Raw genomic sequence first — 21415 nt, forward strand, 5'->3', positions numbered from 1 at the left:
GTCAATTCAGTCTCAGAGGAGAACCGTATGGCAAAGAACAAGAAGCCGCTGCAGCAGACGGCCGTACAGGATATAGAGGTCGATCTTCTCGTCATCGGATCCGGTACAGGTATGGCTGCAGCCCTGACGGCCCACGAACTCGGATTGTCCGCTTTGGTCGTGGAGAAGACCCAGTACGTCGGTGGGTCGACCGCCCGATCGGGCGGAGCCTTCTGGTTGCCTGCCAACAAATTGCTCACAGGTGCTGCAGGAGATTCACGCGCTCGTGCAGGCGATTACCTGCGCGCGGTGGTCGGCGATACTGCTCCAGCTGATCGGAGTGAAGCTTTTCTCGACAGCGCATCGGCCACGATGGACATGCTGTCGCGAACAACTCCTATGAAGTTCTTCTGGGCGGAGGGTTACTCGGACTATCACCCTGAGCTCGACGGCGGATCGGCTGTTGGAAGGACCTGCGAATGCAAGCCTTTCGACCTTTCGGTTCTGGGATCGGAACTCGAACGCTTGCGTCCGGGGCTGATGGAGGCGGGTCTACCGATGCCCGTCACGGGTGCCGACTACAAATGGATGAACTTGCTCACGCGTAAGCCCGCCAAAGCATTTCCGAGAATCCTGAAGCGATTGGCGACCGGCGTCGGAGGACTCCTCATCGGCCGTCGCTACGTGGCGGGTGGGCAGGCGCTCGCTGCGGGTCTGTACGCCGGAGTTCTGACGGCCGGTATTCCCGTATGGACGAACACCACCCTCGTTCGACTTGTCGAGTCCGGGGATCGGGTGACCGGAGCTGTTGTAGCCCAGGACGGCCGTGAAGTCACGGTCACTGCTAGGCGTGGTGTGGTTTTGGCGACCGGCGGGTTCGATCACGACATGACGATGCGCCGAAAGTTCCAGTCCGAGAATTTGGTCGACGACATCAGTCTGGGCGCCGATGGAAACACCGGGGATGGAATCAGGGTCGGGCAGGACGTCGGAGCAGACATCGATTTGATGGACCAGTCGTGGTGGTTTCCCGCTGTTGCGCCACTGCCGGGCAAAGCGCCAGGGGTGCTGCTCGCGGAACGATCGCTGCCGGGATCGTTCATCGTCGACCAGAACGGCAAGCGGTTCATCAACGAGTCCCAGGATTACATGTCGTTCGGTCAACGCCTGTTGGAATTGGAGCGCCTGGGAGAGCGCGTGGAATCGATGTGGTTGGTGTTCGATCAGCGCTACCGAAACAGCTACATTCTGGCAGCCGAGCTCTTCCCGCGAATGCCACTTCCTGCGAGCTGGTTCTCGGCCGGAATCGCACACAAAGCACCGGATGCCGACGGGCTTGCCCGGTCGGTCGGACTGCCGGTCGAGGCGTTCCGAAACACTCTAGAGGTGTTCAACGACTCGGCCCGGACAGGTTCCGATCACGAATTCCTCAGAGGAAACAGCGCTTACGATCGTTACTACGGTGACCCGACGATCGGCCCGAATCCCAACCTACGTCCACTGACCGACGGTCCATTCTATGCGGTGAAGGTGGTCCTCAGCGATCTAGGCACGTGTGGCGGACTCCGTGCCGACGAACGCGCGCGAGTTCTCCGTGAAGATCGGAGCGTCGTGAACGGCCTGTACGCGATCGGCAATACCGCTGCGAACGCCTTCGGTCATTCGTACCCCGGGGCAGGAGCCACCATCGGTCAAGGTTTGGTGTTCGGCTATCTCGCCGCACATGCGGCGGCGGAAAGCTGAGCATTGTTTTCCCGAAGTAAGATCAACCGTCTGAAGTAAGATCAACCGTCCCGCCGCGTCGATCGATTCGATGCGGCGGGACGTGTCTCGATGGAGTCAGGCGTGGGTGCCGCCGTCGACCCGCACCTCGGTGCCGGTGATGAAGGCGCCGTCGGCGCTCGCGAGCATTGCGACAACCCCAGCCACCGATTCAGGACCGGCGAAGCCTGATCCGAGAATGGGCTGCAATTTCGTGAACAAGCTCCAGTCGGCATCCTCGGGCAGCCCGGGACCGACACTTTGCCCGCTCTGTCCGCTGCCGTCGGTCATTCCGGACGAGATCGATCCGGGCTGAACACAATTGAATCGAATACCGCGCTTCGAGTATTCCGCAGCCAGTGCATGCGTCATCGACTGGATGCCGCCTTTGCTGGCTGCGTATGCGGCCATGTAGGGATGCGCGAATCCGGCCGAAGTCGAGCTGAAGTTGACCACTGCAGGACCGTCGCCGGCTGACAGAGCGGGAATTGCCTCACGAACCATCAAGAACGTTCCGGTCAAGTTGACGCGGATGACCGTTTCGAAAAGTTCGAGCGGAGTGTCCTCGGTATGCGACGAGCGCAGGATTCCCGCAGCGTTGACCAACACATCGAGGCCGCCGAGAGTGGACACCGCAGAGCCGACCGCCTCGCGGACAGATGCCTCGGACGAGATGTCGACCACCACAGTGGTCAACCGGCCCCCGACTTCGCCCGCCCTAGTGAGGGTGTCGTGCAGGCCGGCTTCGCTGATGTCCGCAGCAACGACGGACCCACCCTCGGCGAGAAGTCGAAGGACCGTGGCTTGCCCGATACCCGAACCGCCCCCGGTAATCAGTGCGCGCCTGCCTATGTAGCGGTTCATCCCTGTGACTCTCCTGTCGATGTTGCGGCTGCGCGTCCGCGCGGCTGACGGTCCGTAAGCTACTCAGTCGAAACAACATCGAGGTCGGCACCTCCCGGTCATTGGGAACTCGTGTGGTGGCTCCACCTGTGCGATGGCACGGTTAAGTGTATGACGAGTGAACTGGATCACGATTCGACGTTGCGGGAAGTCGACACCGAGTTGGGTGTATTGCGTTACCACGAGGCCGGAGATGGTCCCCCATTGCTCCTGCTACACGGTTCAGGACCTGGGGTAACCGGTTGGCGGAACTACCGTGGCGTACTCGCAGACCTTGCGTCTCGATTCCATTGCTACGTTTTGGAATTCCCGGGTTTCGGGGTATCGGATCCAGGGCCTGGCCACCCGATGATGATGGCCCAGCAATCAGTAGGTCTGTTCCTCGACGCGCTCGATCTCGGCGCAGTCCGGGTGATCGGCAACTCGATGGGTGGCATCGTCGGGGTCAACGTCGCGAAGGACGAACCGCGTCGGGTGAGCAAGCTTGTGACTATCGGCGGCGTGGGACGTCCGGTGCTCTCGAGTGGTCCAAGTGAAGGCATCAAGCTCCTGATGGAGTTCACCGACGACCCCACCCGAGAGAATTTGATCCGCTGGCTCCGTGCCATGGTGTTCGACCCGTCGTTGGTTACCGAGTCACTGATCGAGGAGCGTTTCGCACTTGCTACGGAGCCGACAACGCTCGAAATTGCACGTCGCATGTACAGCAGCGCTGCGTTCGGAGCAGCCATGAAGGCTTCGGCCTCGGCGCCGGGTGCGCCGTACTGGTCGCAACTCGGCCGGGTGGAAGCTCCGACTCTGTTGACCTGGGGTCGCGACGACCGCGTCAGTCCGGTCGATATGGCGTTGATTCCTATGCGAGACATCCCGAACGGCGAGTTGCATGTATTCCCCAATTGCGGCCACTGGGCAATGATCGAGGCACGCGAGGCGTGGCTCGGGGCCGTGATCGAGTTCTTGGAGCGTTAGTTATTCCGAGATCAGAGTGTTCCTGACAATTTTCCGTTTGCTTCGATCAAAGGTGATGAACATGTCCGAATGGGATTCCGAATACGATGTCGTTGTCGTGGGTTCGGGAGGCGGAGCGCTCACCGGTGCCTACGCCTCGGCAGCACGTGGCGCGCGAACGGCCGTTCTGGAGAAAACCGACCGACTCGGGGGTACCTCTGCATATTCCGGTGGTGCGCTGTGGTTGCCCGGAACCAGCGTGCAGGAGCGATCCGACGCAGGCGACTCCACTGAATCGGCGCGCGTCTATCTCCGTGCTGTCGTAGGCGATTCGGAACTTCAGCGACAGGAAGCGTTCGTCACCACGGCGCAGGCCGTGGTCGACTTGCTCGAGAACGATCCGAACATGGAATTGGAATGGCGACCGTTTCCCGACTACTACGCCCGACCAGGACGCCAAGCCGTCGGCCGGGCTATCCACGCGGTGGACCTGCCAAGCGCCGTGATCGGCGATCGGAGAACATCCATTCGTGCTGAGTTGCACGTCGACCGAGTGGGCGGTGTGCACCCGGACGAGGTATTGACTGGTGGCAGGGCGTTGATCGGTCGGCTCACCATGGCCATCGAAGGCACTGGAAAGGCCGACCTGTGCCTGAACACCGCCGTGACTTCCTTGATCCTGGAGGATGGAAGGGTCGTGGGCGTCGAAGCACTGCGCGACGGCGTGCCACAACGGATCAAGGCCGCGCGAGGTGTTCTTCTGGCCGCAGGCGGTATCGAGGGGAACGTCGACCTGCGATCGGAGTCGGGTACGCCGGGGCGCGCGGAATGGAGCATGGGCCCGCAGGGCGCAAACACCGGCGACTTGCTCATTGCCGCCCGGGAGGTCGGCGCGGCCACAGCGCTGTTGGATCAGGCTTGGTTCTGCCCCGGCGTCGAACTACCCGACGGATCAGCTGCGTTCATGGTGGGCGTACGCGGCGGTGTTCTGGTCGATTCGGCCGGCGAGCGTTACCTCAATGAATCGCTGCCCTACGACCAGTTCGGTCGGGCGATGATTGCTCGAGACGAGAAAGTCCCCGCAGTGCCATCGTTCTTGATATTCGATTCACGCGAGGGCGGGCCTTCTCTTCCGGCGATGTCGATTCCGGAGGTACCTGCCCAGGACCACTTTGCCGCTGGCACGTGGGTCCAGGCGGACACCCTCGATGCGCTCGCGGCCCAGATCGGAGTCCCGATCGACGCAGTGATGTCGAGCGTGGCCCGATTCAACGACTTCGCCAAGAAGGGGATCGACGAGGACTTCGCTCGCGGCGAGGATCCGTACGATCGGTTCTTCTGTCCGCCCGCGGGACCTGATCAACCCAATGCTGCATTGCGGCCGATCGATACCGCACCCTTTTACGCTGCCCGGATCGTCACGAGCGATCTAGGAACGAAAGGCGGGGTCGAGACGGATACGGAGGGGCGCGTTCGGAACGTGAGCGGCGGGGTCATTCCTGGTCTGTACGCGGCTGGGAACACGGCAGCATCGCTCACCGGCAAGTTCTATCCGGGCCCAGGGGTTCCGCTCGGTACCGCCATGGTGTTCGCCTTTCGGGCGGTGACAGACATGCTCGAGTGAGTTCACGGCACCGCGACTGTGGTCCCCCTCTGTTGTGTGGACGTCGAGATGGAACGTTTCGACGTCCACACAACTCGCTGACCTCCCATAGTGGCGTACCACTGCCCTGTTGGTTAGGGTGGTGGAAGTCACAAGATCGGAGGCCGCGGTGAGAACGACCCGCAATGACAGCGATCCTGCTTCGGTCGTCGATCGGATCTCCTCGATAGTCGAAACATTTCGCGACGCAGGTCCGTTGACGCTGTCCGAAGTCACCCGCCGTACGGGGATGCCACGCTCGACGGCCCATCGGCTTCTGGAACAACTGACCGCGACCCACTGGCTCGCGCGAGACCGCAACACGTACGAGTTGGGTGCGCGTGCCTACGAGGTCGGCCAGTGGGCGCTGAGTCAGAACAGGTTACGGATCGCCGCGCTCCCGGTGCTGAACCGTTTGGCGCACACGACCGGTATGACAGTGCACCTTGCCAATCTCGAGGGAGATTCGGTGTTCTATGTCGACCGGATACCTGGTTCGACGCCTCTACGCTTGCCGACCCGTGTCGGTGCGCGGCTTCCAGCCCATGTGACCGGAATTGGCAAAGTAATGCTTGCCAATCGGCCGTGGGAGTCGGTGACCGAGGATCTGCAGGGCCCCATGCGTGCAGTGACCCAGTTCAGCGTCTCCAACCTGGAGCAGCTCAGTTCGGAGCTGAAGCGAACCAGAGAGCGCGGTGTCGCAATCGATCGGCAGGAGACCTTACTCGGAATCGGTTGTGTAGCTGCGTCGATCGGCCCCGCCGACCACTTCTACGGCAATCGTTCTGCCATCTCGCTGTGCGGCCCGGTTCAAGAAATGAATTTCAAGCAGTTGGGCGGGGTGGTTCGAGTGGCGGCGCGCGATGTTTGGGATGCGTGTGTGACCAACGACTTGCAGCAGGATGTCTCGCACGCTTCCGGTCGTTGATTGACAGCAATTCGCAGCGCCTCGAGCCAGCCTGGGTGACTACTTGATCTCGTAGTCACCTTCGGAGAATATTGCCTTCATCGAAGTGATGTTCCCGTCCTTGTCGAACGTCATGACGTCGATGGGGGACACGTCGACCGTGGAGTCGGGGAGTTTCGTCGAAACCCGGAAATGAAACGCAGCCGTCTGTCCGCTTTCGCGATACGTCAACAACGTTGTGGTGCAATCGAGTGCCGCGGCACCCTCGTAGAAGTCCGCGATCGCGGCTCTTCCGACCTTGGGTGGAGTGCCTGCAGGATCTTCGACGGTTGCGTCGGCGGTGTACAACGCCGCAATGGCCTCGGCCGTACCGGAGTTGATCAATTCCAGGTACCGCTCGACGGTGGCGCGCTGGATTGAAGCTGGAGCAGGTGTAAGCGTCATTCACGCAGCCTATTGGTGTGCTGTGCGTGCTGCGGTCGAGTGTCTCATCCAACGGGAACCGGTTGCCAACTTGCGGCTAGCGGGATCCCGATCCTGCGATTTCGGGCAATTCTATAGTGGTTTCGACCAATACCTTGTTACGCACAGCTTCGTCGATGGTCGAGCGAAGCGCATCGCACGTTCGGCCCGAGTCCCCGAGGCCACGCTGTGCGGATGCGATCCGTGGACAGTCGGCGGCGTCGTCTGTCCATTGCACCGTGGTGTGCGCCGCACTGAACTTTTCGACCAGCACGCCTCGCCCGCAGTGTCCGCAATCCAGCTGTTGCATCGTCATGAGAGTGCCTTCCGTTGAAATCGATTGCGCAGAATGTAAGTCTCGTTCCGCGACCTCGGAACTGCAACATATGTTCCCACTCAATCGAATTGATCGGCGCACTTGGTACCCTTTCGCGATGGCCCAGTCTGATCCGCACTCCTACCCGACTCTGCCTGCCACCAGTTGGGCGGTTCTCGGAATGCTCACATTCGGTGAGGAATTGACCGGCAGTGATCTCAAAGAATGGGCCGACTGGAGCATCGGATTTTTCTATTGGAGCCCCTCGGTGAGTCAGGTATATACAGAGTTGAAGAAACTCGAAACCCAGGGCTTCGTCTCGTACCGAGACGTCGCCGAGCATGGCGAACGCGGTCGCAGAATGTACTCCATCACCGATTCCGGCCTCCGAGCCGTCACGGCCTGGTCCAGGCTGGCGCCGGTTGAGGATCCCGTGCTCAAGCACAGCGTGCTTCTGCGAATGTGGATGGGCCATCTCCATGAGCCCGAGCACCTCAAGGTCGTACTCGAAGAGCACATCACCAACATGGAGGACAAGAAGCGGCGAGCAGCCGAACATGCCGACCATTCGAAGGACGAACCCGGGTGGGCTTACTCGCGAATGAGTCTGCTGTGGGCCGGCCGCTACTGCCAGGCTGAAATAGACCTCGCCCGTGACCTGATCGAGCTTGTCGACGACGCTGCCGAGCACTACGCACGGTCGACGGTGGATCCGATGGGGATGCCGCGTCCGATCAAGCCGGGAAGATGGAAACACCGATAACGTAATTACTCTGTAGGGCAGGGGTATTCGAGGATTTAAACCGGGTGCAACGCCCGCCCGTAGCTGCGCGAACGATGCGTTCTGTCCTGCAGGACCGGAGTTACCTGCGACCTGCAATCGCGCCATACCGCGGACGCCGCAAGCCGGACCAGATTCGACCGTTCTCGATCGAATGGTAGGTGGGTGAGCGGCCCGCAGAGCGAGATGGCAGCTTTGGCCTGACCCAGTGGGCCGACTGGTGCCGCAATACATCCATAGCCCGGAACGGACTCGGAACGCTCGAAGGCGAGCCCCACATCTCTGATCTTGTCGTGTTCTGCGCCGGCTTCGCCTGCATAGGCCTGCAGCGCTTTTCCGAGCGCAGTGCGCTCTGGAGGGCGCCGTGTACCGATGCGGGTCGGCACGGCTGCGCCGAATCGGCCGCCCAGTTTTTCCCGGTACAGCAGGGAGCCTTGGTCCAGTACCGCGAGGTGCACGACAAGGCCGGTACTTCGGTGAAGTGTCTCGAGATGCGGCCGTGCGGCCATGTGCAGCGGATCCTGTTTGAGCGCGATGTGACCCAATTCCATCAGGCGGGTACCGAGTGAGTACGACCGCTTGTCGCGGGTGACCCATCGAAGCTGAGAGAGGTGCTCGAGTATTCGGTGGGCAGACGAGCGGGGGAGCCCTGTTACCTCCACGACCTCGGCTAGCGTCATCTCTCCGCGTCCGTCGAACGCGTCCAGAACCAAAGACACCCGATCCAGCAGTGCGACCGGTGCGTCATTGTCGGTACACATCAGTTGGCTCATCGAACACCATCCCATCGCCACGAAGGTCCCTGCACCGGCCACGAAGGCTCATGCAGTGTTTTTCTAATAGGAATAGTGTCATGAACACGGACAAATGTGAAGCGAGTCACTCGATATTCTATGAGCCCCCAGGGTGGCAAGTACTCGTGCGATCGGACTGGGCGCACGCGAATCAGTCGGACAGGACTCGCACAAGCGCCGTAACGGCGTCGTGAAAGTGTGGCGTCTCGTCGACGCGGAGCCGGCTCAGGCTGCGGAAGCTGATGAGCCACTTCCCATCGACGTTGCGATACTCTTCGTGGTAATGGCCGTAACCGTGCAGATGTTCCTCTGTGCCGTCGGCCTTGGACCACCACAGCTTGTCTTCCATCGCCCAGATGCCAGTCGCCGTGGTGTCCGAGGTGAGCTCGATCTCGGGTGTATGGGCATGATGTACCGAGGTGATTTTCTTCTCGCCGTCCAAGAACGCCTCGATGGTCTTCCCCAGCCGCTCGTTACCGACGACTCGATTTGCGACACCATCCGTTTTCGGCTGGCGGTCGACGGGAATTCCACCCCATGTCTCGGATATGACGTCGGTGGTATGCAGTGTCGGGTAAACGTGCCACTGCTTGGTGTCCATGCACCGCAATCGAGCGGAAAACGTTCGCTTGATTTGTTCGATGGCGTTGAGTTGTTCGGCCACTGAAAGCGTTATGGAAGTCATCGAAGGATGATTACGTCGATCTACTGCCGATGGAAGCGCGAATCCTACTGACCGGGAGGTGATTCGAACTTATCGGGGAAGTCATGACCCTCGTCGAGCGCGATCTCGCGCAAGCGGACCATTTGCTCGCAGTAGTGATCGGCGTCGCGCGCACTGAGGCCGACTCCCGCAATCGTCGCCCCGGCCCTCGACACTTCGCGTAGAGCAGAGATCGCGCCGTCGGAATCTGCGATCGGATCGAGTTGTGCTCCAACCGAGAGCACTATCTCGAAACGTGCAGGCACGTCTGCCGTGGCCAGCATCGACCGTAGATCCGGGTGCGAGAGTCCGAACGGTACCCACCCGTCGCCGTGTTCGATTGCACGTCTGAGCGATCGGCGGGTTCGCCCGCCTACCCACAGAGGAACCCGAGGTTGGGCCGCATGGGGTTGGACGACGAAGTCCGAGAACCGATAGTAGGTGCCGTGATACTCCGGTTGCGTTCTCGACAACGCCGCGCGTAATGCAGCTAAGGCATCGTCTGCGCGGGGGCCGCGGTCCTCGAACGGTACGCCGAGCAGGTCGAACTCTTCTTTCAGGCTTCCGACGCCCAGTCCGAGGGTCAACCGGCCGCCGCTTACCACGTCCAGAGTGCCATAGCGCTTGGCGATCTCCAGGGGATGGTGGTATCCCAGTACCAGTACTTGTGTCACGAGTCGGATGCGGTCTGTCCGAGCGGCAAGGTATCCCAGCGTCGCGAGCGGATCCCAATAGGTGCCCCCGCGTTCCGCGGCGATGTCGGCGGGAACCGCAACGTGCTCGCTGCAGGTGATGTGGTTGAAGCCGAGTCGATCTGCTGTGAAGGCGATGCGAGCAATGTCGTCGATACCGGCAGTCTCTTCCCACGGGGAACATGCGCCGGGAAAGAGAGTCACTGCAGGCGTGGTGATCCCCAGATGCATGACCGAGTAGTACCACGTCGCGGCTCCAACGAACAGTAATTGTTTCGTTGGACGGATTTGTCTCTCTGGATGGAAGTTTCGGTTTCTCGTACGGGGCGTGGCCATAGTGTGTGTGACAAGACGGACCGAAAGGGAGTTCATGGAACGGCAGCAACCCGATCTCGACGCACTATTCCTGCGAGTCGAGGCAATGGAAGACAAATGGCAGATTCTGCAGTTGCTGTCGACGTATGGTCCGGCCGTCGACAGTGGTTCCGCCGATGCAGCATCCGAATTATGGCAGGAGGATGGCGTGTACGACGTCGATTCCGGAATACTCGATGGACGAGGCGATGTGAAGTCCATGATCGAGGGTGAGCTACATCAGAACTTCATCATGAACGGCTCGGCTCACATGATGAGCGTGCCGCGTATCGAGCTCTGTGGTGATCGTGCGGTAGCGACGGGTCACAGTCAGCTCGTGATCAAGATCCCTGGTACAGAAGCGGATTTCAAAGTTCTGCGTATTACGGCCAACAGATGGGAATTGGTCAGGGAGGGGAATCACTGGCGGGTGAGTCGACGCGTCGGACGTTTGCTGGACGGACGTTCGGATGCGCGAGAACTGTTGGCCGCCGGTGTGGGTACTGAGCTACGGCCGCAGGCGACGGACCCGGCACCGGGCATGTGAGTCCCGAATAAGCAGTGCGAGTCGCGACTTGGGGTCGATCGAGTGCAGATACATCAGCCGTCGACAGTGCGGTGGGGTGAGGACGTCGCGGTGGCGCCGAATTCGTTGCGAAGTGTTCGCTTGAGAATCTTGCCGCTCGGATTCTTGGGTAAGCCGTCGACGACGTGCACGATTTTGGGAACTTTGTACCCTGCCAACTGAGTTCGGCAATAGTCGATCACCATGGATTCGGTAAGATCCCGTCCCGCGCGCGGCACCACCGCCGCAGCGACGGTTTCGATCCAGCGAGGATGAGCGATCCCGAACACCGCAGCCTCGGCGACGGCGTCCATCTGATAGAGAACTTCTTCGACCTCGCGGGTTGCCACGTTCTCGCCGCCCGACTTGATCATGTCTTTTTTTCGGTCGACGACGAACAGATATCCATCCGAGTCCAGGTATCCGAGGTCGCCGGAGTGGAACCAGCCACCGCGAAATGCCTCGGCGGTCTTCTCCGGAGCACGAAAGTAGCCCGAGGTGGCCTGCGGGCTACGATGCACGATTTCGCCGACCTCACCGGAGGGGAGTGGGTGGTCGCGTTCGTCGACGATCGCCGTCTCCACGTTGAGGGCGGGTAAGCCCGCTGACCCGGCATGGGAGACCTGGTCGGCGGGTCCGAGGATCGTCGCAACGGAGGCCATCTCCGTCTGTCCGTAGAGGTTCCACAATGACACGTCGGGTAGTCGCCTGGTCATCTCGGCCAGGATTTCGACCGGCATCGGCGAGGCACCGTAGTACCCTTTGCGGAGCGAGGACAGGTCTGTGCGTTCGAACAACGGTGAACGAAGAAGGTCGATCCAGACGGTGGGAGGACCGAACAAATTGGTGACGTGCTCGGATTCGATCGTGTGCAGGAGCGCCTCGATGTTCGGCCCGTCGAGAATGATGCTCGTTGCGCCCAGAAGAATGTCGGTGCTGAGGAAATTATCCAGCTGAGCGCAGTGGTACAGCGGCAGGGCGTGAACTTCGACGTCCTCGGCGTTCATCTCTCCACTGACGATACAGCTCATGTACTGCCACATCAGTGAGCGCGAAGACAGCACAGCACCTTTGGGGCGAGACTCGGTGCCACTGGTGTACATCAACCGAACCGGATCGTCGTCCTCGACAGTCAAGTCGGGTACTGCGCCAAGACTGTCCATCCAGTCCTCTACCGCCGACCAGCCCGAAGGGGAGTCAGTGCTTCCGATTGTCGCAGTCAGCCGCACCCGGCCCTTGGACAATGCGAGCGCGCGGGCGGCGACATCGGTGAGTCCCTGTCCGACAACGAAAGTAGTTGCCTCGCTGTGGTCGAGAATGTAGGCGATCTCGTTGTCGTTGAGCATGAAGTTGATCGGAACGCACACCATCCCGATCCGTGCTGTCGCGAACGTCAGAACCGGGAACTGCCAACAATTGCGACTCAGCAGGGCGAGGGTATCGCCTTTGCCGAACCCTTCTTCTGTGAGCGCTGCTGCGGCACGGTCGATCCGCTCGTCGAATTCCGCGAAGGTCAGCCTGGTGTCACCGTCGACGATCGCGGTCTTGTTCGGAAACCGCCTTGCGGTTCTGCGTGGGATGTCCCCGATCGACTGCTGTCGGGCTCGACGTACCGTCGACATCGTGTCTTCCTCAGGCCGGTGCATGGGAACCTTTCAGCGATGTAGCGAGCCGGCCGGCGATTATTCGGGCGGCATCGGTGATGATCCTATCGATCACCTCTGCACAGGAGGCCACCTCGCCGATCAGCCCTTGAGATTGCCCGGCCCACCACATTCCGCCCTCCATGTCGCCGTCGGTGAGAACGGAGGAACGACCCCGCTTTCCGGAAGCAAGGTGTGCAACGTCTGCAAAAGTTGCACCGTCGCGAGCGGAAATTTCCGCGATCTCGTCCGAGATTCCGTTCCGTGCTACACGGGCGGTGTTGCCGAACTCGCGAAAGACGATGCGTGTTGCGCGTTCGTCGTTGGCAACGATCTGATTTTTGACGTTGTCGTGAACCGGAGCCTCGTCGGTCGCGACGAACCTGGTGCCCATATTGATCGCAGAAGCACCTAGAGCGAGAGCGGCCACGAGGCCGGAACCGTCGGCGAAACCGCCGCTGGCGATGACTGGTATTTGGAGAGCCTGGGCAGCAACGGGTATGAGCACCAGACCAGGGACGTCGTCGTTGCCTGGATGTCCTGCGCACTCGAATCCGTCGATGCTCACGGCGTCGACTCCCAGCGCCTGGGCGCGTATCGCGTGCCTCACGCTCACAGCTTTGTGAATGACCTTCACTCCCGCGGCACTGAAGGCGGGCATGTATTCAGCAGGATTCGCGCCGGCGGTTTCGACGATCTTCACCCCTGAGTCGATGATCACGTCGCGGTAAGCGGCGTAGGGTATCGGGTCCAGCGACGGAAGAATCGTCAGATTCACTCCGAACGGCCGGTCCGTCATGGTTCTGCACCTCGCTATCTCCGCAGCGAGTGCGTCGGGCGTGGGTTGAGTCAGAGCAGTGATGAATCCCAATGCTCCCGCGTTCGCGACCGCGGAAATCAGGTCTGCAGTCCCCACCCCGGTCATCCCGCCACAGACGACCGGATGGTCGATGCCGAAGAGGCGGGTGAACTCCGTAGTGATCGTAATGTCGACACTCCTGTCTCGGGTGGTCATCGCCCGGTGAACACCGGTGCACGCTTGTTGCGGAACGCATTCAACGCCTCGGTCATGTCGCTCGTGCGGGTGGCGAGCACTTGATTGCGGTTTTCGACCGAAAGAGCGGAGTCCAGCGAGGGCGCTGTCGCATTGATCCGAAGAACGTCCTTGGTCAGTCTCATCCCGATCGGGCTGTTTGCACAGATGGTGAGCGCGATGTCCAGGGCTCGGCCGAGCAGGTCCTCTGGTTCGACCAGACTGGTAACCAAGCCGATGCGATACGCATGGTGCGCGTCGACGAAGTTCCCGGTCAGCAGGATCTCGGTGGCGGGTCCGGTGCCGACGATCCGCGGCAGAAGATAGGAGCTTCCGACGTCCCCGCCGGACAGGCCGACTTTGACGAACGCTGCGTTGAATCGAGCGGCTGACGAGGCGATGCGGATGTCGGCAGCCAAGGCCAACCCCATTCCGGCTCCGGCGGCCGCACCGTTGACTGCTGCGATGACCGGTGTAGCCATGGTGTGAAATCCAGAAACCGATGCGGCCCAATGAGTTTGGCCGACGAGCATCTCCTCGGCCGACATGGCCGACAGTTCCGCGACGTGGTCGAGGTCAAGGCCGGCGCAGAAAGCACGTCCGGATCCCGTCAAGATCAGCACTCGCGCGTCGGGAGTCTCATCGACCTCCCTCTGGAGGCGTACGAACTCGTCGAACATCTCGAAGGTGATCGCGTTGGATCGGTGTGGCCGATTCAGTGTTGCCAGCACAACGCCCGGGGCGGGCTCGCTCAGTGTCAGCGTGTTGTATTTCATCGGACGACGCTCAGCACGGGCTCGGCAGCAAGTTCGGTGCGGGCGAGAGAGCGGCTGTGCACCTCGTCCGGCCCGTCTGCGATTTGCAGGAAGCGGGCTTGCGAATACATCATGGCAAGTGTGGTGTCCTGTGAAACTCCGGCACCGCCGAAAAGCTGTATTGCGTTGTCGACCACGCTCTTAGCAACGCGTGGTGTCATGATCTTGGCTGCTGCTATGTCGTGGCGGGCGGCTTTGGCACCGTTGACGTCCATGTTCCATGCGGCTCTGAGGACCAGGAGTCTGGCGGCATCGACATTGACTCGTGCTTCGCCGATCCATTGCTGTACTACGCCTTTGTCTGCAAGAGGCGTTCCGAAAGCCACGCGCTCTTGTGCGCGACGAGTCATCAGTGCGATCGCACGTTCGGCCATGCCGATCAATCGCATGCAGTGATGGATTCGTCCAGGCCCAAGCCGGGTCTGGGCGACCGAGAAACCCTCGCCCCGCGGACCGAGCAGATTCGTTTTTGGAACTCGGACGCCGTCGAACACCAGCTCGCCGTGCCCGCCTTCCTGGCGGTCGTCGTACCCCAGCACCGACGTCGATCTGAGTACTGTCAGGCCTGGCGAATCCATCGGGACCAGAACGATGCTGTGCCTGCGCCCCTGTCGAGCGTCCGGGTCGGTCACTCCCATGACCAAGTCGACTGCGCACTCTGGCCGCAATGCGCCTGTTGTCCACCACTTCCGCCCGGTGATGACCCAATCGCTGCCGGCGTCCTCGATCAGTGTGGACACGTTGTTGGCATCCGAGCTGGCGACAGCTGGTTCGGTCATCGAGAAGCATGATCGGATATCTCCAGCCAGCAGGGGCTCGAGCCATGTCGACTTCTGCTCGTCGGTGCCGAAGCGATTCAATAGTTCCATATTTCCCGTGTCGGGTGCCGAGCAGTTCAACGCCTCAGGAGCGATCAGCGGGCTCCATCCGGTGAGCTCGGCAAGTGGTGCGTACTCGAGGTTGGTCAGGCCTGGCGTGTTCTCGTCACCTGCACGAAACAGGTTCCACAGACCCATCTCGCGAGCTTCGGGCTTGAGCCGGGCCATGACTGGGGAAGGCCCCCAGTAGTCTGAATTCGACCGGAAATGCTCGGCTGCAGCGACTTCCGAAGGAATGACAGAGTTCTGCATGAAGTGGATCAGGTTCTTGCGCAGCGATTCGACTTTTGCGGTGTGTGCAAAGTCCATGGTTAGTGCCCTTCTGGATCACGGTGAGTGCGGACTCAGTAACGCAATGCCGCTATGGATGAGGTTCTGGCGGCATGCTGTGCTCGGTCGACCAGAGGACGGACCATCGCACCCACGTCGTCGAATCCGTCGCCCACGGTCTGACCCTTTTGGTACCGGGCGTGGATGCCCGCGAGGATGATTGCGATCTTCAGATCCGCGAACACGAGATACCACTCCAACGAGACCGTGTCGACATCGTGGTGCGCTCCGTAGATGGTGAGAATGTCCGTACGGCTGGGGAATCCGGGGAGGGCCGTCAACCCACCGGTGATCGGATTCGGTTCCTCGCCCGGTTGGTCCCAGAAACTCAGCATGACAGCGAGATCGGCCGTGCAGTCGCCGAGGGTCGACATCTCCCAGTCGAGCACACCGAGTACCTTGCCCGGGTCCTCGCGAGAGACCATGAGATTGTCGATCTTGAAGTCGCCGTGCACGAGACCGACGGATCGGGTCTGCGGAAGCGAGCGAGTGAGGGCTTCGAACAGGTCGTCGACGGTGGAGACCAGATCTTCCACCAAAGGTGTCCGCGATGAATCCCATTGCCCCGCCCACCGTCGGAGTTGGCGTTCGGTGTAGCCGTTCGGTCGGCCGAAATTTTCGAGTCCGACGGCGTCGGTATCGACGAGGTGTAGTTCCGAAAGTAGTTGTGCGGCAGATGCACCCAGTGACGCTCGCTGTTCGATACTCAACGATGCGGCATCCTCGGGGGAACGCAGTGTGATCCCGTCGAGTCGATCCATCAAGTAGAACGGTGCACCCAGCACGCCGCCGTCCTCGCACATGCACACGGTCGTGGGCACGGGGATGGCGGTATCTGCCAGAGCCGACATCACGCGGTACTCGCGGGACATGTCGTGAGCGCTGTCGAGAACGGTACCGAACGGTGGACGGCGCAAGATCCATGAGTGCTTCTCATCGTCCAACCGATAGGTGGGATTCGAACGTCCACCACTCAGAAGTTCGGCGGTCAACTCTCCCACGACGCCGCTGGGAAGCTCCTTCTGCAAGTACGCAGTCAGGGCGTGCACGTCGAGGCTGGCCTCGCGATTGGCTACGGGTGCACGCGCACCGGCCTGTGGGTAATTCATATGTTGCCCCTCTCGACAACCGATCGTACGTTCGGTTAACTTGAGCATGATGGAATGCTCTCGACTAGTCAAGCCGGTGATGAGCTTCGTTAATCGACCCTGTACAGAGGCGGACATCCTCGAACAATGGTTCGGGGTTAAAGGATGATTTTCATTGTTTGCCGATCGTACGTTCGTCTGGCACAGTATCGAAACTGTGACCTATATCTCCCACGAAGCTATTTCCGATGCTGAGGAGCAGCCATGACCGATCGCACGACCGCGACCACATCTTCGAACGCGCCGTGGACGAAGGCAGACCACCGCAAGGCGAGGAAAGCGGCCATAGCAGGGGGAGTCGGCACACTCATCGAGTACTACGACTTCAGCCTCTACGGCTACCTCGCGGTGGTCGTGGCACCTTTGTTCTTTCCCAGTAGTGACCCCACCACGTCCTTGCTGGCCTCTCTAGCAGTATTCGCAACCGCGTACTTGATGCGTCCGCTGGGCGGTGTGGTGTTCGGCCACGTGGGCGACAGGTTCGGACGTAAGACCGCGTTGCTGGCCACGTTGATCTGCATGGGATTTGCCAGTATGGCCATGGGGTTGTTGCCGACGCACGGGCAAGTGGGGATTTGGGCGAGTGTGTTGCTGTTGTTGGTGAGGCTGATGCAGGGGTTCTCGGCGGGCGGCGAAGTCGGTGGTTCGGCCACGTTCATCTCCGAATCTGCGCCCGCCCACCTCAAAGCGACGTATGGAGCGTTCACGCCACTCGGATCCACCGGAGGATTCGCCCTTGCTGCCGGCATCGCTGGTCTGACCAGCGCATTGACCACCGACGAGCAACTGCAGTCCTGGGGATGGCGGATTCCCTTCTTGCTGGCGCTCCCGTTGACTCTCTTCTGCTTGTGGGCTCGAACGCGAGTAGAGGAAACCCACGTCGCACACGGCCCCGGGGTCAAGGAAGATCATGCGCCGATCGTCAAATTGTTCCGACGTCAGCCCCTGGCGTTGCTGCAGGCGACCGGTATCAGCGCGGCATGCAACGGGACCGCGTACATCGGTCTTACGTACATGTCGATTCACCTCACGACACAATTGGGATATTCGCGAACAACGGCGTATTGGACCGCATTCGGGGTCATCGCGCTGGTGGCGCTCGCCATGCCTATCGGCGGCCGAATCGCCGATCGAATTGGGCGCATGCGCTTCATGGCGTGGAGCCTGGTGGGCTTCTTGGCGCTCACACTGCCGGCAATGTCGGTGATGCATCATGGAATCTTCATCGCAGCCGTGGCCTACCTACTCGTCATGGTGAACACCGTGGGGACTCAAGTCGGCGCGTACACACTGTTGCCTCTGCTCTTCGAGCGAGATCTTCGGTTCACCGGTGTGGCTATGGGATGGAATCTCGGTGTGGTGATTGCCGGAGGTACAGCACCTCTGGCAGCAGTCTGGTTGATCGACCGCACGGGGTTGGTGCTCTCTCCGGCGTTCTTCGTGATGGTTTGCGCGCTGGTAGGCCTTGCCGCACTTATGGGTGTGCGGCGGCGATCGAGAGTCGCGGATCAGCGCACATGGTGATCTCGCCGGTCCGATAGGGTTCGTATTCGGTCGGTACCTGTCACCGACCGAATACGAACCTCGGGAGAGAGTTGATGGCCGTAAACGGAAGAGACGCGATTCTCTCGTCGGCAATGAGTTTGTTCACCGAACGCGGGTACTTCGGAACCACCATGAGGGATATCGCGAAGGGAGCCGACATGACGGTGGCGTCGATTTATCACCACTTCGCGTCGAAGCAGATAATCCTTCAAGAGATAATGGTGTCCATTCTGAAGGAGACAATCTCCCTTACCCGAAATGCTGTGCTGCAGGCAGACAATGGCTCCGTCGACCGATTGCGCGCTTTGGTGACGGCGTGGGTGATCTTCCATGCGACCAGGCGGCAAGAGGGCATTATCGGTGCCAGTGAGCTCCGCAGCCTGGACCGCGAGGGCCACCGATTGGTCGTCACACTCCGAGACGAGCAGGAGATGCTCTTCCGCGACATCATTGCCCGTGGTGTCCGCAGCGGCGAATTCGACACGCCACATCCGCAAGACGCTGCCCGTGCACTTATAACCATGGGATTCACGATTTCTATGTGGTACAAGGACTCCGGCCCAGTATCACCGCAGGAAATGGCCGATCGGTACTGTGAGCTGGCGCTGGATATGGTGCGAGCCCAACATTAGTGTGGCGCATGGCGATTGCTCGTCCCGCCGTTCACTGTCGCGGGCACGTCAGGCGGTGGGTACCGTCGAGGACGGTTTCACCGGCACAGTCGACTCTCGGATTACGATTTGGGGCGCGTGCATGGGCGGCGGTTCGGCTATGCCGATGGTGACGTCTCCGATCTCCCGCAATGCGAGTGCCGCCATGTAACGGCCAACTCCACCGGTGTCGACGCGAACTGTGGACAGAGCCGGAACTGTGAGCCGGGCGAGCGGCGAGTCGTCGTGGCCTATGACGGCGAGTCTCCCTGGCACCGGCAGCCCCTGTCTGACTGCAGCACTGACGACCAGGGCTGCAATGTCGTCGTTGTATGCAGCCACGGCCGTGACCCCCTCTTCGTGCCACGTGCGCAGTGTGGCCCCGATGTTGTGGTGGTCGACTGTTTGTGTGTCGAAATCGGCGCCGAACACGGTCGATGCCTCACGTGCCGTTCGCTCTCGATCGGCAGTGAGGTCCGCCAACCGCGCATCCGACGTAGATGCGAATCGGATTTTCTTGTGGCCCAATTCGATCAGATGAGCAACTTGCAGGGCGGGACCTCGGCCGAACTCTTCGAGTATGCCGAGGGTCGCCTCATCGGCCAACTTCGGATTCAACAGGCGTGCTCCGGCGCTGCGGATCTGGGCCTCGAGTTCCGCCGAGAGCGGTGTGAGGCTCAAGACAAGGTCTGGCTGCAGCGTCTCCCACAACGGTCTCGCGTGGTCGCTTGGATGAGGTGTTGTGGGGACCAACGAATATCCCGCCTCGTCCAGCGCTTGTGTTGCCTCGTCCAAATTTGCACGCAGGTTGTGTTCTATCGGCCAGTCCGGCAGGACCATCAACACGATGTTGGTTCGTCCGCTTGCGAGTGCGCGAGCAGCGAGGTGCGGGCGATACCCCAATCTGGCTGCTTCGGCACGTACTCGATCTCTGGTAGCGCTCGAGATTGTTTGACCAGGGGTGTTGTTCAGGACAAATCCTACGGTTGCGCGCGAAATCCCCAGCGACCGCGCGATATCCGTCGCTGTCACCCGTCGTGCGATCGGCCGAGTCGTCATGATCCCCCTTGGTATCTGCTCGGTTATTCTCCTTGACTTGCGCGCGCTAGTGATCAACAATACCAGTCACCTTGATCACTAGCACGCGCTAGCTCACTGGCGCCCTGAATGCGACCTTTCCGACAATGGAGTCGATATGACTGTTCCAGGAAGCGTCCCGGACTCGCCGTCCTTGGACACAACCCTCGCGTCCCTGCCTCTCGACGGGGAGCGCACGCTGCCCGAGGTCGATTCGCGATACATCTGGCTGCAGGTATTGGGGCAGTTCGGAGTTTTCCTCGCTTTCATCACCCCTGTGGCGATTTCGCTGTCAGTCCGCGTACAAGAATTGGCACCGGGTCGAGAAGAGTATCTGGGGTACATCACCGGTAGCGGGGCCCTGGCGGTCATGCTCGCTGCGCCCCTGCTGGGTACACTCAGCGATCGCACCCGCACTCGGATCGGCAAACGACGACCGTTCATGATCGGCGGGGTGATCGTCGGGATCGTGGCTCTCATTCTGATGGCGCTCGCGCCTTCCGTGTTCCTTCTCGGGACGGGATGGATTCTGGCTCAATTGGGTTGGGGAACCACTCTGGCCAACTTGCAGATTTCGACAGCGGACCGTCTGCCGGAATCTCAACGCGGGAAGGTGGCGGGACTGACCGGGTTTGCCACCCAGGTTGCACCTGTTGTCGGCGTGATCCTCTCGGGTGGTCTGGTAGGCAACTCGCTACTGCTCTTCCTTGTGCCCGGTGCGATCGGTGTCGTGCTCGTAGCTGCTTTCGTAATGTTCGTACACGAGAATGACACCCGAGGCGCTGTTTTCCCGGAAAATCTGACTGTTCGCAACACCTTTGCGCGGTACACCTACAACCCGCTCCAATACCCGGATTACTCGCTGAATTGGCTGGCGAGGTTCTTGTTCTACCTCGGCATTGCCTTCAACACAACATTCACGGCGTTCTTTTATGCCGACCGACTCGACATGACGCTCGGGCAGGTTGCAGGTGTGATGGGAACGCTCGGCGTGGGGAGCATTGTCGCGGTCACAGCGGGAGCGCTCTCGGGTGGATTCATGTCGGACAAGTTCGGTCAACGTAAGATTTTCATCCTGGTTGGAGCGTCTCTTTTCGCAGTCGGCGTTCTGACGCAGGCGTACTCGGACGGGCTGCCTCCCCTCGTAGTGGGTTCATTGATCGCGGCCCTTGGCATCGGTATGTTCTCGGCCGTCGATCAGGCGTTGCTGCTCGACGTGCTTCCGGAGCGAGAGTTGGAGGCCGGCCGTTTCATGGGAATCACCGGCTTTGCTACATCGATCCCACAGGCAGTCGGACCGTTTGTGGCTCCGCTGTTGCTGGCGATCGGAAGTAGTGGCGATGCCAAGAACTACCCGCTGCTGTTCACGGTAGCCGCCGGCGTGACATTGCTCGGAGGGTTCGCGGTGATGCAGATTCGCTCGGTTCGATGAGCGCGGGGTCGGATCAGACGAAGTTCGGTTGTTTTGCGAAGTACGCAGGGAGTCTTC

The 21415-nt window shown here is 60.7% G+C and carries 20 protein-coding genes; 9 read left to right on the forward strand and 11 right to left on the reverse strand.

The genetic code is table 11. The annotated features are described in order from the left end of the window. The first annotated feature begins 27 nt into the window (after positions 1-27). Positions 28-1722 carry a 3-ketosteroid-delta-1-dehydrogenase gene (locus tag D8W71_RS08165; protein ID WP_121112538.1) on the forward strand — a complete coding sequence of 565 codons (1695 nt, stop codon included), beginning with the start codon at positions 28-30 and terminating at the stop codon, positions 1720-1722. Between the two features lie 96 nt (positions 1723-1818). Here D8W71_RS08165 and D8W71_RS08170 read toward each other — a convergent pair whose 3' ends face one another. Further along, positions 1819-2604: an SDR family NAD(P)-dependent oxidoreductase gene (locus D8W71_RS08170; RefSeq protein WP_121112540.1), complete on the reverse strand. Its 786-nt coding sequence runs from the start codon at positions 2602-2604 to the stop codon at positions 1819-1821. A gap of 150 nt (positions 2605-2754) precedes the next feature. Between D8W71_RS08170 and D8W71_RS08175 the strand changes: the two genes are divergently transcribed. The 3 genes from D8W71_RS08175 to D8W71_RS08185 all read left to right on the forward strand — a co-directional run bounded on the left by D8W71_RS08175 (position 2755) and on the right by D8W71_RS08185 (position 6161). After that, a complete protein-coding gene (locus tag D8W71_RS08175; protein ID WP_121112542.1) occupies positions 2755-3612 on the forward strand; it encodes an alpha/beta fold hydrolase in 858 nt (285 codons plus the stop codon). 61 nt (positions 3613-3673) lie between these two features. Continuing rightward, positions 3674-5215 (forward strand): FAD-dependent oxidoreductase, encoded by a 1542-nt coding sequence (locus D8W71_RS08180; protein ID WP_121118805.1) that lies wholly within the window; start codon positions 3674-3676, stop codon positions 5213-5215. A gap of 148 nt (positions 5216-5363) precedes the next feature. Next, positions 5364-6161 carry an IclR family transcriptional regulator gene (locus tag D8W71_RS08185; RefSeq protein WP_153275343.1) on the forward strand — a complete coding sequence of 266 codons (798 nt, stop codon included), beginning with the start codon at positions 5364-5366 and terminating at the stop codon, positions 6159-6161. A gap of 39 nt (positions 6162-6200) precedes the next feature. Here D8W71_RS08185 and D8W71_RS08190 read toward each other — a convergent pair whose 3' ends face one another. Beyond that, the gene (locus tag D8W71_RS08190; protein WP_121112546.1) at positions 6201-6584 is read right to left on the reverse strand and encodes a nuclear transport factor 2 family protein; all 384 of its coding nucleotides are present in this window, start codon (positions 6582-6584) and stop codon (positions 6201-6203) included. 452 nt (positions 6585-7036) lie between these two features. Between D8W71_RS08190 and D8W71_RS08200 the strand changes: the two genes are divergently transcribed. Beyond that, positions 7037-7681, forward strand: coding sequence for a PadR family transcriptional regulator (locus D8W71_RS08200; RefSeq protein ID WP_121112550.1), 645 nt, complete (start codon positions 7037-7039; stop codon positions 7679-7681). Between the two features lie 35 nt (positions 7682-7716). On the opposite strand, the gene D8W71_RS08205 is transcribed toward D8W71_RS08200, so the two are convergent. The 3 genes from D8W71_RS08205 to D8W71_RS08215 all read right to left on the reverse strand — a co-directional run bounded on the left by D8W71_RS08205 (position 7717) and on the right by D8W71_RS08215 (position 10119). Further along, entirely contained in the window at positions 7717-8472 is a 756-nt protein-coding gene (locus D8W71_RS08205; protein WP_236077789.1) for an IclR family transcriptional regulator, read from the reverse strand. Between the two features lie 172 nt (positions 8473-8644). Further along, a complete protein-coding gene (locus D8W71_RS08210; protein WP_121112554.1) occupies positions 8645-9178 on the reverse strand; it encodes a nuclear transport factor 2 family protein in 534 nt (177 codons plus the stop codon). 44 nt (positions 9179-9222) lie between these two features. Continuing rightward, positions 9223-10119 carry a TIGR03619 family F420-dependent LLM class oxidoreductase gene (locus D8W71_RS08215; protein ID WP_121112556.1) on the reverse strand — a complete coding sequence of 299 codons (897 nt, stop codon included), beginning with the start codon at positions 10117-10119 and terminating at the stop codon, positions 9223-9225. Positions 10120-10258: 139 nt separating this feature from the next. Here D8W71_RS08215 and D8W71_RS08220 point away from each other — a divergent pair, with 139 nt between their 5' ends. Beyond that, on the forward strand, positions 10259-10789 hold the full coding sequence (locus tag D8W71_RS08220; protein WP_121112559.1) for a nuclear transport factor 2 family protein: 531 nt from the start codon (positions 10259-10261) through the stop codon (positions 10787-10789). 53 nt (positions 10790-10842) lie between these two features. Here D8W71_RS08220 and D8W71_RS08225 read toward each other — a convergent pair whose 3' ends face one another. The 5 genes from D8W71_RS08225 to D8W71_RS08245 are packed head-to-tail and all read right to left on the reverse strand — an operon-like array spanning position 10843 to position 16615. Further along, positions 10843-12429, reverse strand: a complete 1587-nt coding sequence (locus D8W71_RS08225) for a fatty acyl-CoA synthetase (RefSeq protein WP_121118807.1) — start codon at positions 12427-12429, stop codon at positions 10843-10845. A gap of 10 nt (positions 12430-12439) precedes the next feature. Continuing rightward, on the reverse strand, positions 12440-13465 hold the full coding sequence (locus tag D8W71_RS08230) for an NAD(P)H-dependent flavin oxidoreductase (protein ID WP_121112561.1): 1026 nt from the start codon (positions 13463-13465) through the stop codon (positions 12440-12442). Further along, entirely contained in the window at positions 13462-14259 is a 798-nt protein-coding gene (locus tag D8W71_RS08235) for an enoyl-CoA hydratase/isomerase family protein (RefSeq protein ID WP_121112563.1), read from the reverse strand. Before D8W71_RS08235 ends, D8W71_RS08230 begins: the two co-directional genes overlap by 4 nt. Further along, complete coding sequence (locus D8W71_RS08240) at positions 14256-15485, reverse strand: acyl-CoA dehydrogenase family protein (RefSeq protein WP_121112565.1); 1230 nt, start codon at positions 15483-15485, stop codon at positions 14256-14258. The genes D8W71_RS08235 and D8W71_RS08240 overlap by 4 nt, the downstream gene beginning before the upstream one ends. 35 nt (positions 15486-15520) lie before the next feature. Continuing rightward, on the reverse strand, positions 15521-16615 hold the full coding sequence (locus D8W71_RS08245) for a phosphotransferase family protein (protein WP_121112567.1): 1095 nt from the start codon (positions 16613-16615) through the stop codon (positions 15521-15523). Positions 16616-16858: 243 nt separating this feature from the next. On the opposite strand from D8W71_RS08245, the gene D8W71_RS08250 reads away from it, so the two are divergent. Together D8W71_RS08250 and D8W71_RS08255 are read left to right on the forward strand one after the other, a co-directional pair. Further along, positions 16859-18178 (forward strand): MFS transporter, encoded by a 1320-nt coding sequence (locus tag D8W71_RS08250; protein WP_121112569.1) that lies wholly within the window; start codon positions 16859-16861, stop codon positions 18176-18178. A gap of 74 nt (positions 18179-18252) precedes the next feature. Continuing rightward, positions 18253-18831: a TetR/AcrR family transcriptional regulator gene (locus D8W71_RS08255; protein ID WP_121112571.1), complete on the forward strand. Its 579-nt coding sequence runs from the start codon at positions 18253-18255 to the stop codon at positions 18829-18831. 48 nt (positions 18832-18879) lie between these two features. On the opposite strand, the gene D8W71_RS08260 is transcribed toward D8W71_RS08255, so the two are convergent. Next, complete coding sequence (locus D8W71_RS08260; RefSeq protein WP_121112573.1) at positions 18880-19908, reverse strand: LacI family DNA-binding transcriptional regulator; 1029 nt, start codon at positions 19906-19908, stop codon at positions 18880-18882. 136 nt (positions 19909-20044) lie between these two features. Between D8W71_RS08260 and D8W71_RS08265 the strand changes: the two genes are divergently transcribed. Further along, positions 20045-21358, forward strand: coding sequence for an MFS transporter (locus D8W71_RS08265; RefSeq protein WP_121112575.1), 1314 nt, complete (start codon positions 20045-20047; stop codon positions 21356-21358). Positions 21359-21415 lie beyond the last annotated feature (57 nt).

The sequence above is a fragment of the Rhodococcus sp. P1Y genome (genome assembly GCF_003641205.1).
In the GTDB taxonomy this organism is placed as follows: domain Bacteria; phylum Actinomycetota; class Actinomycetes; order Mycobacteriales; family Mycobacteriaceae; genus Rhodococcoides.

Coding starts and splice junctions, on each gene's coding strand:
- D8W71_RS08165 (WP_121112538.1), top strand. CDS start 28: ATGGCAAAGAACAAGAAGCCGCTGCAGCAGACGGCCGTACAGGATATA.
- D8W71_RS08170 (WP_121112540.1), bottom strand. CDS start 2,604: ATGAACCGCTACATAGGCAGGCGCGCACTGATTACCGGGGGCGGTTCG.
- D8W71_RS08175 (WP_121112542.1), top strand. CDS start 2,755: ATGACGAGTGAACTGGATCACGATTCGACGTTGCGGGAAGTCGACACC.
- D8W71_RS08180 (WP_121118805.1), top strand. CDS start 3,674: ATGTCCGAATGGGATTCCGAATACGATGTCGTTGTCGTGGGTTCGGGA.
- D8W71_RS08190 (WP_121112546.1), bottom strand. CDS start 6,584: ATGACGCTTACACCTGCTCCAGCTTCAATCCAGCGCGCCACCGTCGAG.
- D8W71_RS08200 (WP_121112550.1), top strand. CDS start 7,037: ATGGCCCAGTCTGATCCGCACTCCTACCCGACTCTGCCTGCCACCAGT.
- D8W71_RS08205 (WP_236077789.1), bottom strand. CDS start 8,472: ATGAGCCAACTGATGTGTACCGACAATGACGCACCGGTCGCACTGCTG.
- D8W71_RS08210 (WP_121112554.1), bottom strand. CDS start 9,178: ATGACTTCCATAACGCTTTCAGTGGCCGAACAACTCAACGCCATCGAA.
- D8W71_RS08215 (WP_121112556.1), bottom strand. CDS start 10,119: ATGCATCTGGGGATCACCACGCCTGCAGTGACTCTCTTTCCCGGCGCA.
- D8W71_RS08220 (WP_121112559.1), top strand. CDS start 10,259: ATGGAACGGCAGCAACCCGATCTCGACGCACTATTCCTGCGAGTCGAG.
- D8W71_RS08225 (WP_121118807.1), bottom strand. CDS start 12,429: ATGTCGACGGTACGTCGAGCCCGACAGCAGTCGATCGGGGACATCCCA.
- D8W71_RS08230 (WP_121112561.1), bottom strand. CDS start 13,465: ATGACCACCCGAGACAGGAGTGTCGACATTACGATCACTACGGAGTTC.
- D8W71_RS08235 (WP_121112563.1), bottom strand. CDS start 14,259: ATGAAATACAACACGCTGACACTGAGCGAGCCCGCCCCGGGCGTTGTG.
- D8W71_RS08240 (WP_121112565.1), bottom strand. CDS start 15,485: ATGGACTTTGCACACACCGCAAAAGTCGAATCGCTGCGCAAGAACCTG.
- D8W71_RS08245 (WP_121112567.1), bottom strand. CDS start 16,615: ATGAATTACCCACAGGCCGGTGCGCGTGCACCCGTAGCCAATCGCGAG.
- D8W71_RS08250 (WP_121112569.1), top strand. CDS start 16,859: ATGACCGATCGCACGACCGCGACCACATCTTCGAACGCGCCGTGGACG.
- D8W71_RS08255 (WP_121112571.1), top strand. CDS start 18,253: ATGGCCGTAAACGGAAGAGACGCGATTCTCTCGTCGGCAATGAGTTTG.
- D8W71_RS08260 (WP_121112573.1), bottom strand. CDS start 19,908: ATGACGACTCGGCCGATCGCACGACGGGTGACAGCGACGGATATCGCG.
- D8W71_RS08265 (WP_121112575.1), top strand. CDS start 20,045: ATGACTGTTCCAGGAAGCGTCCCGGACTCGCCGTCCTTGGACACAACC.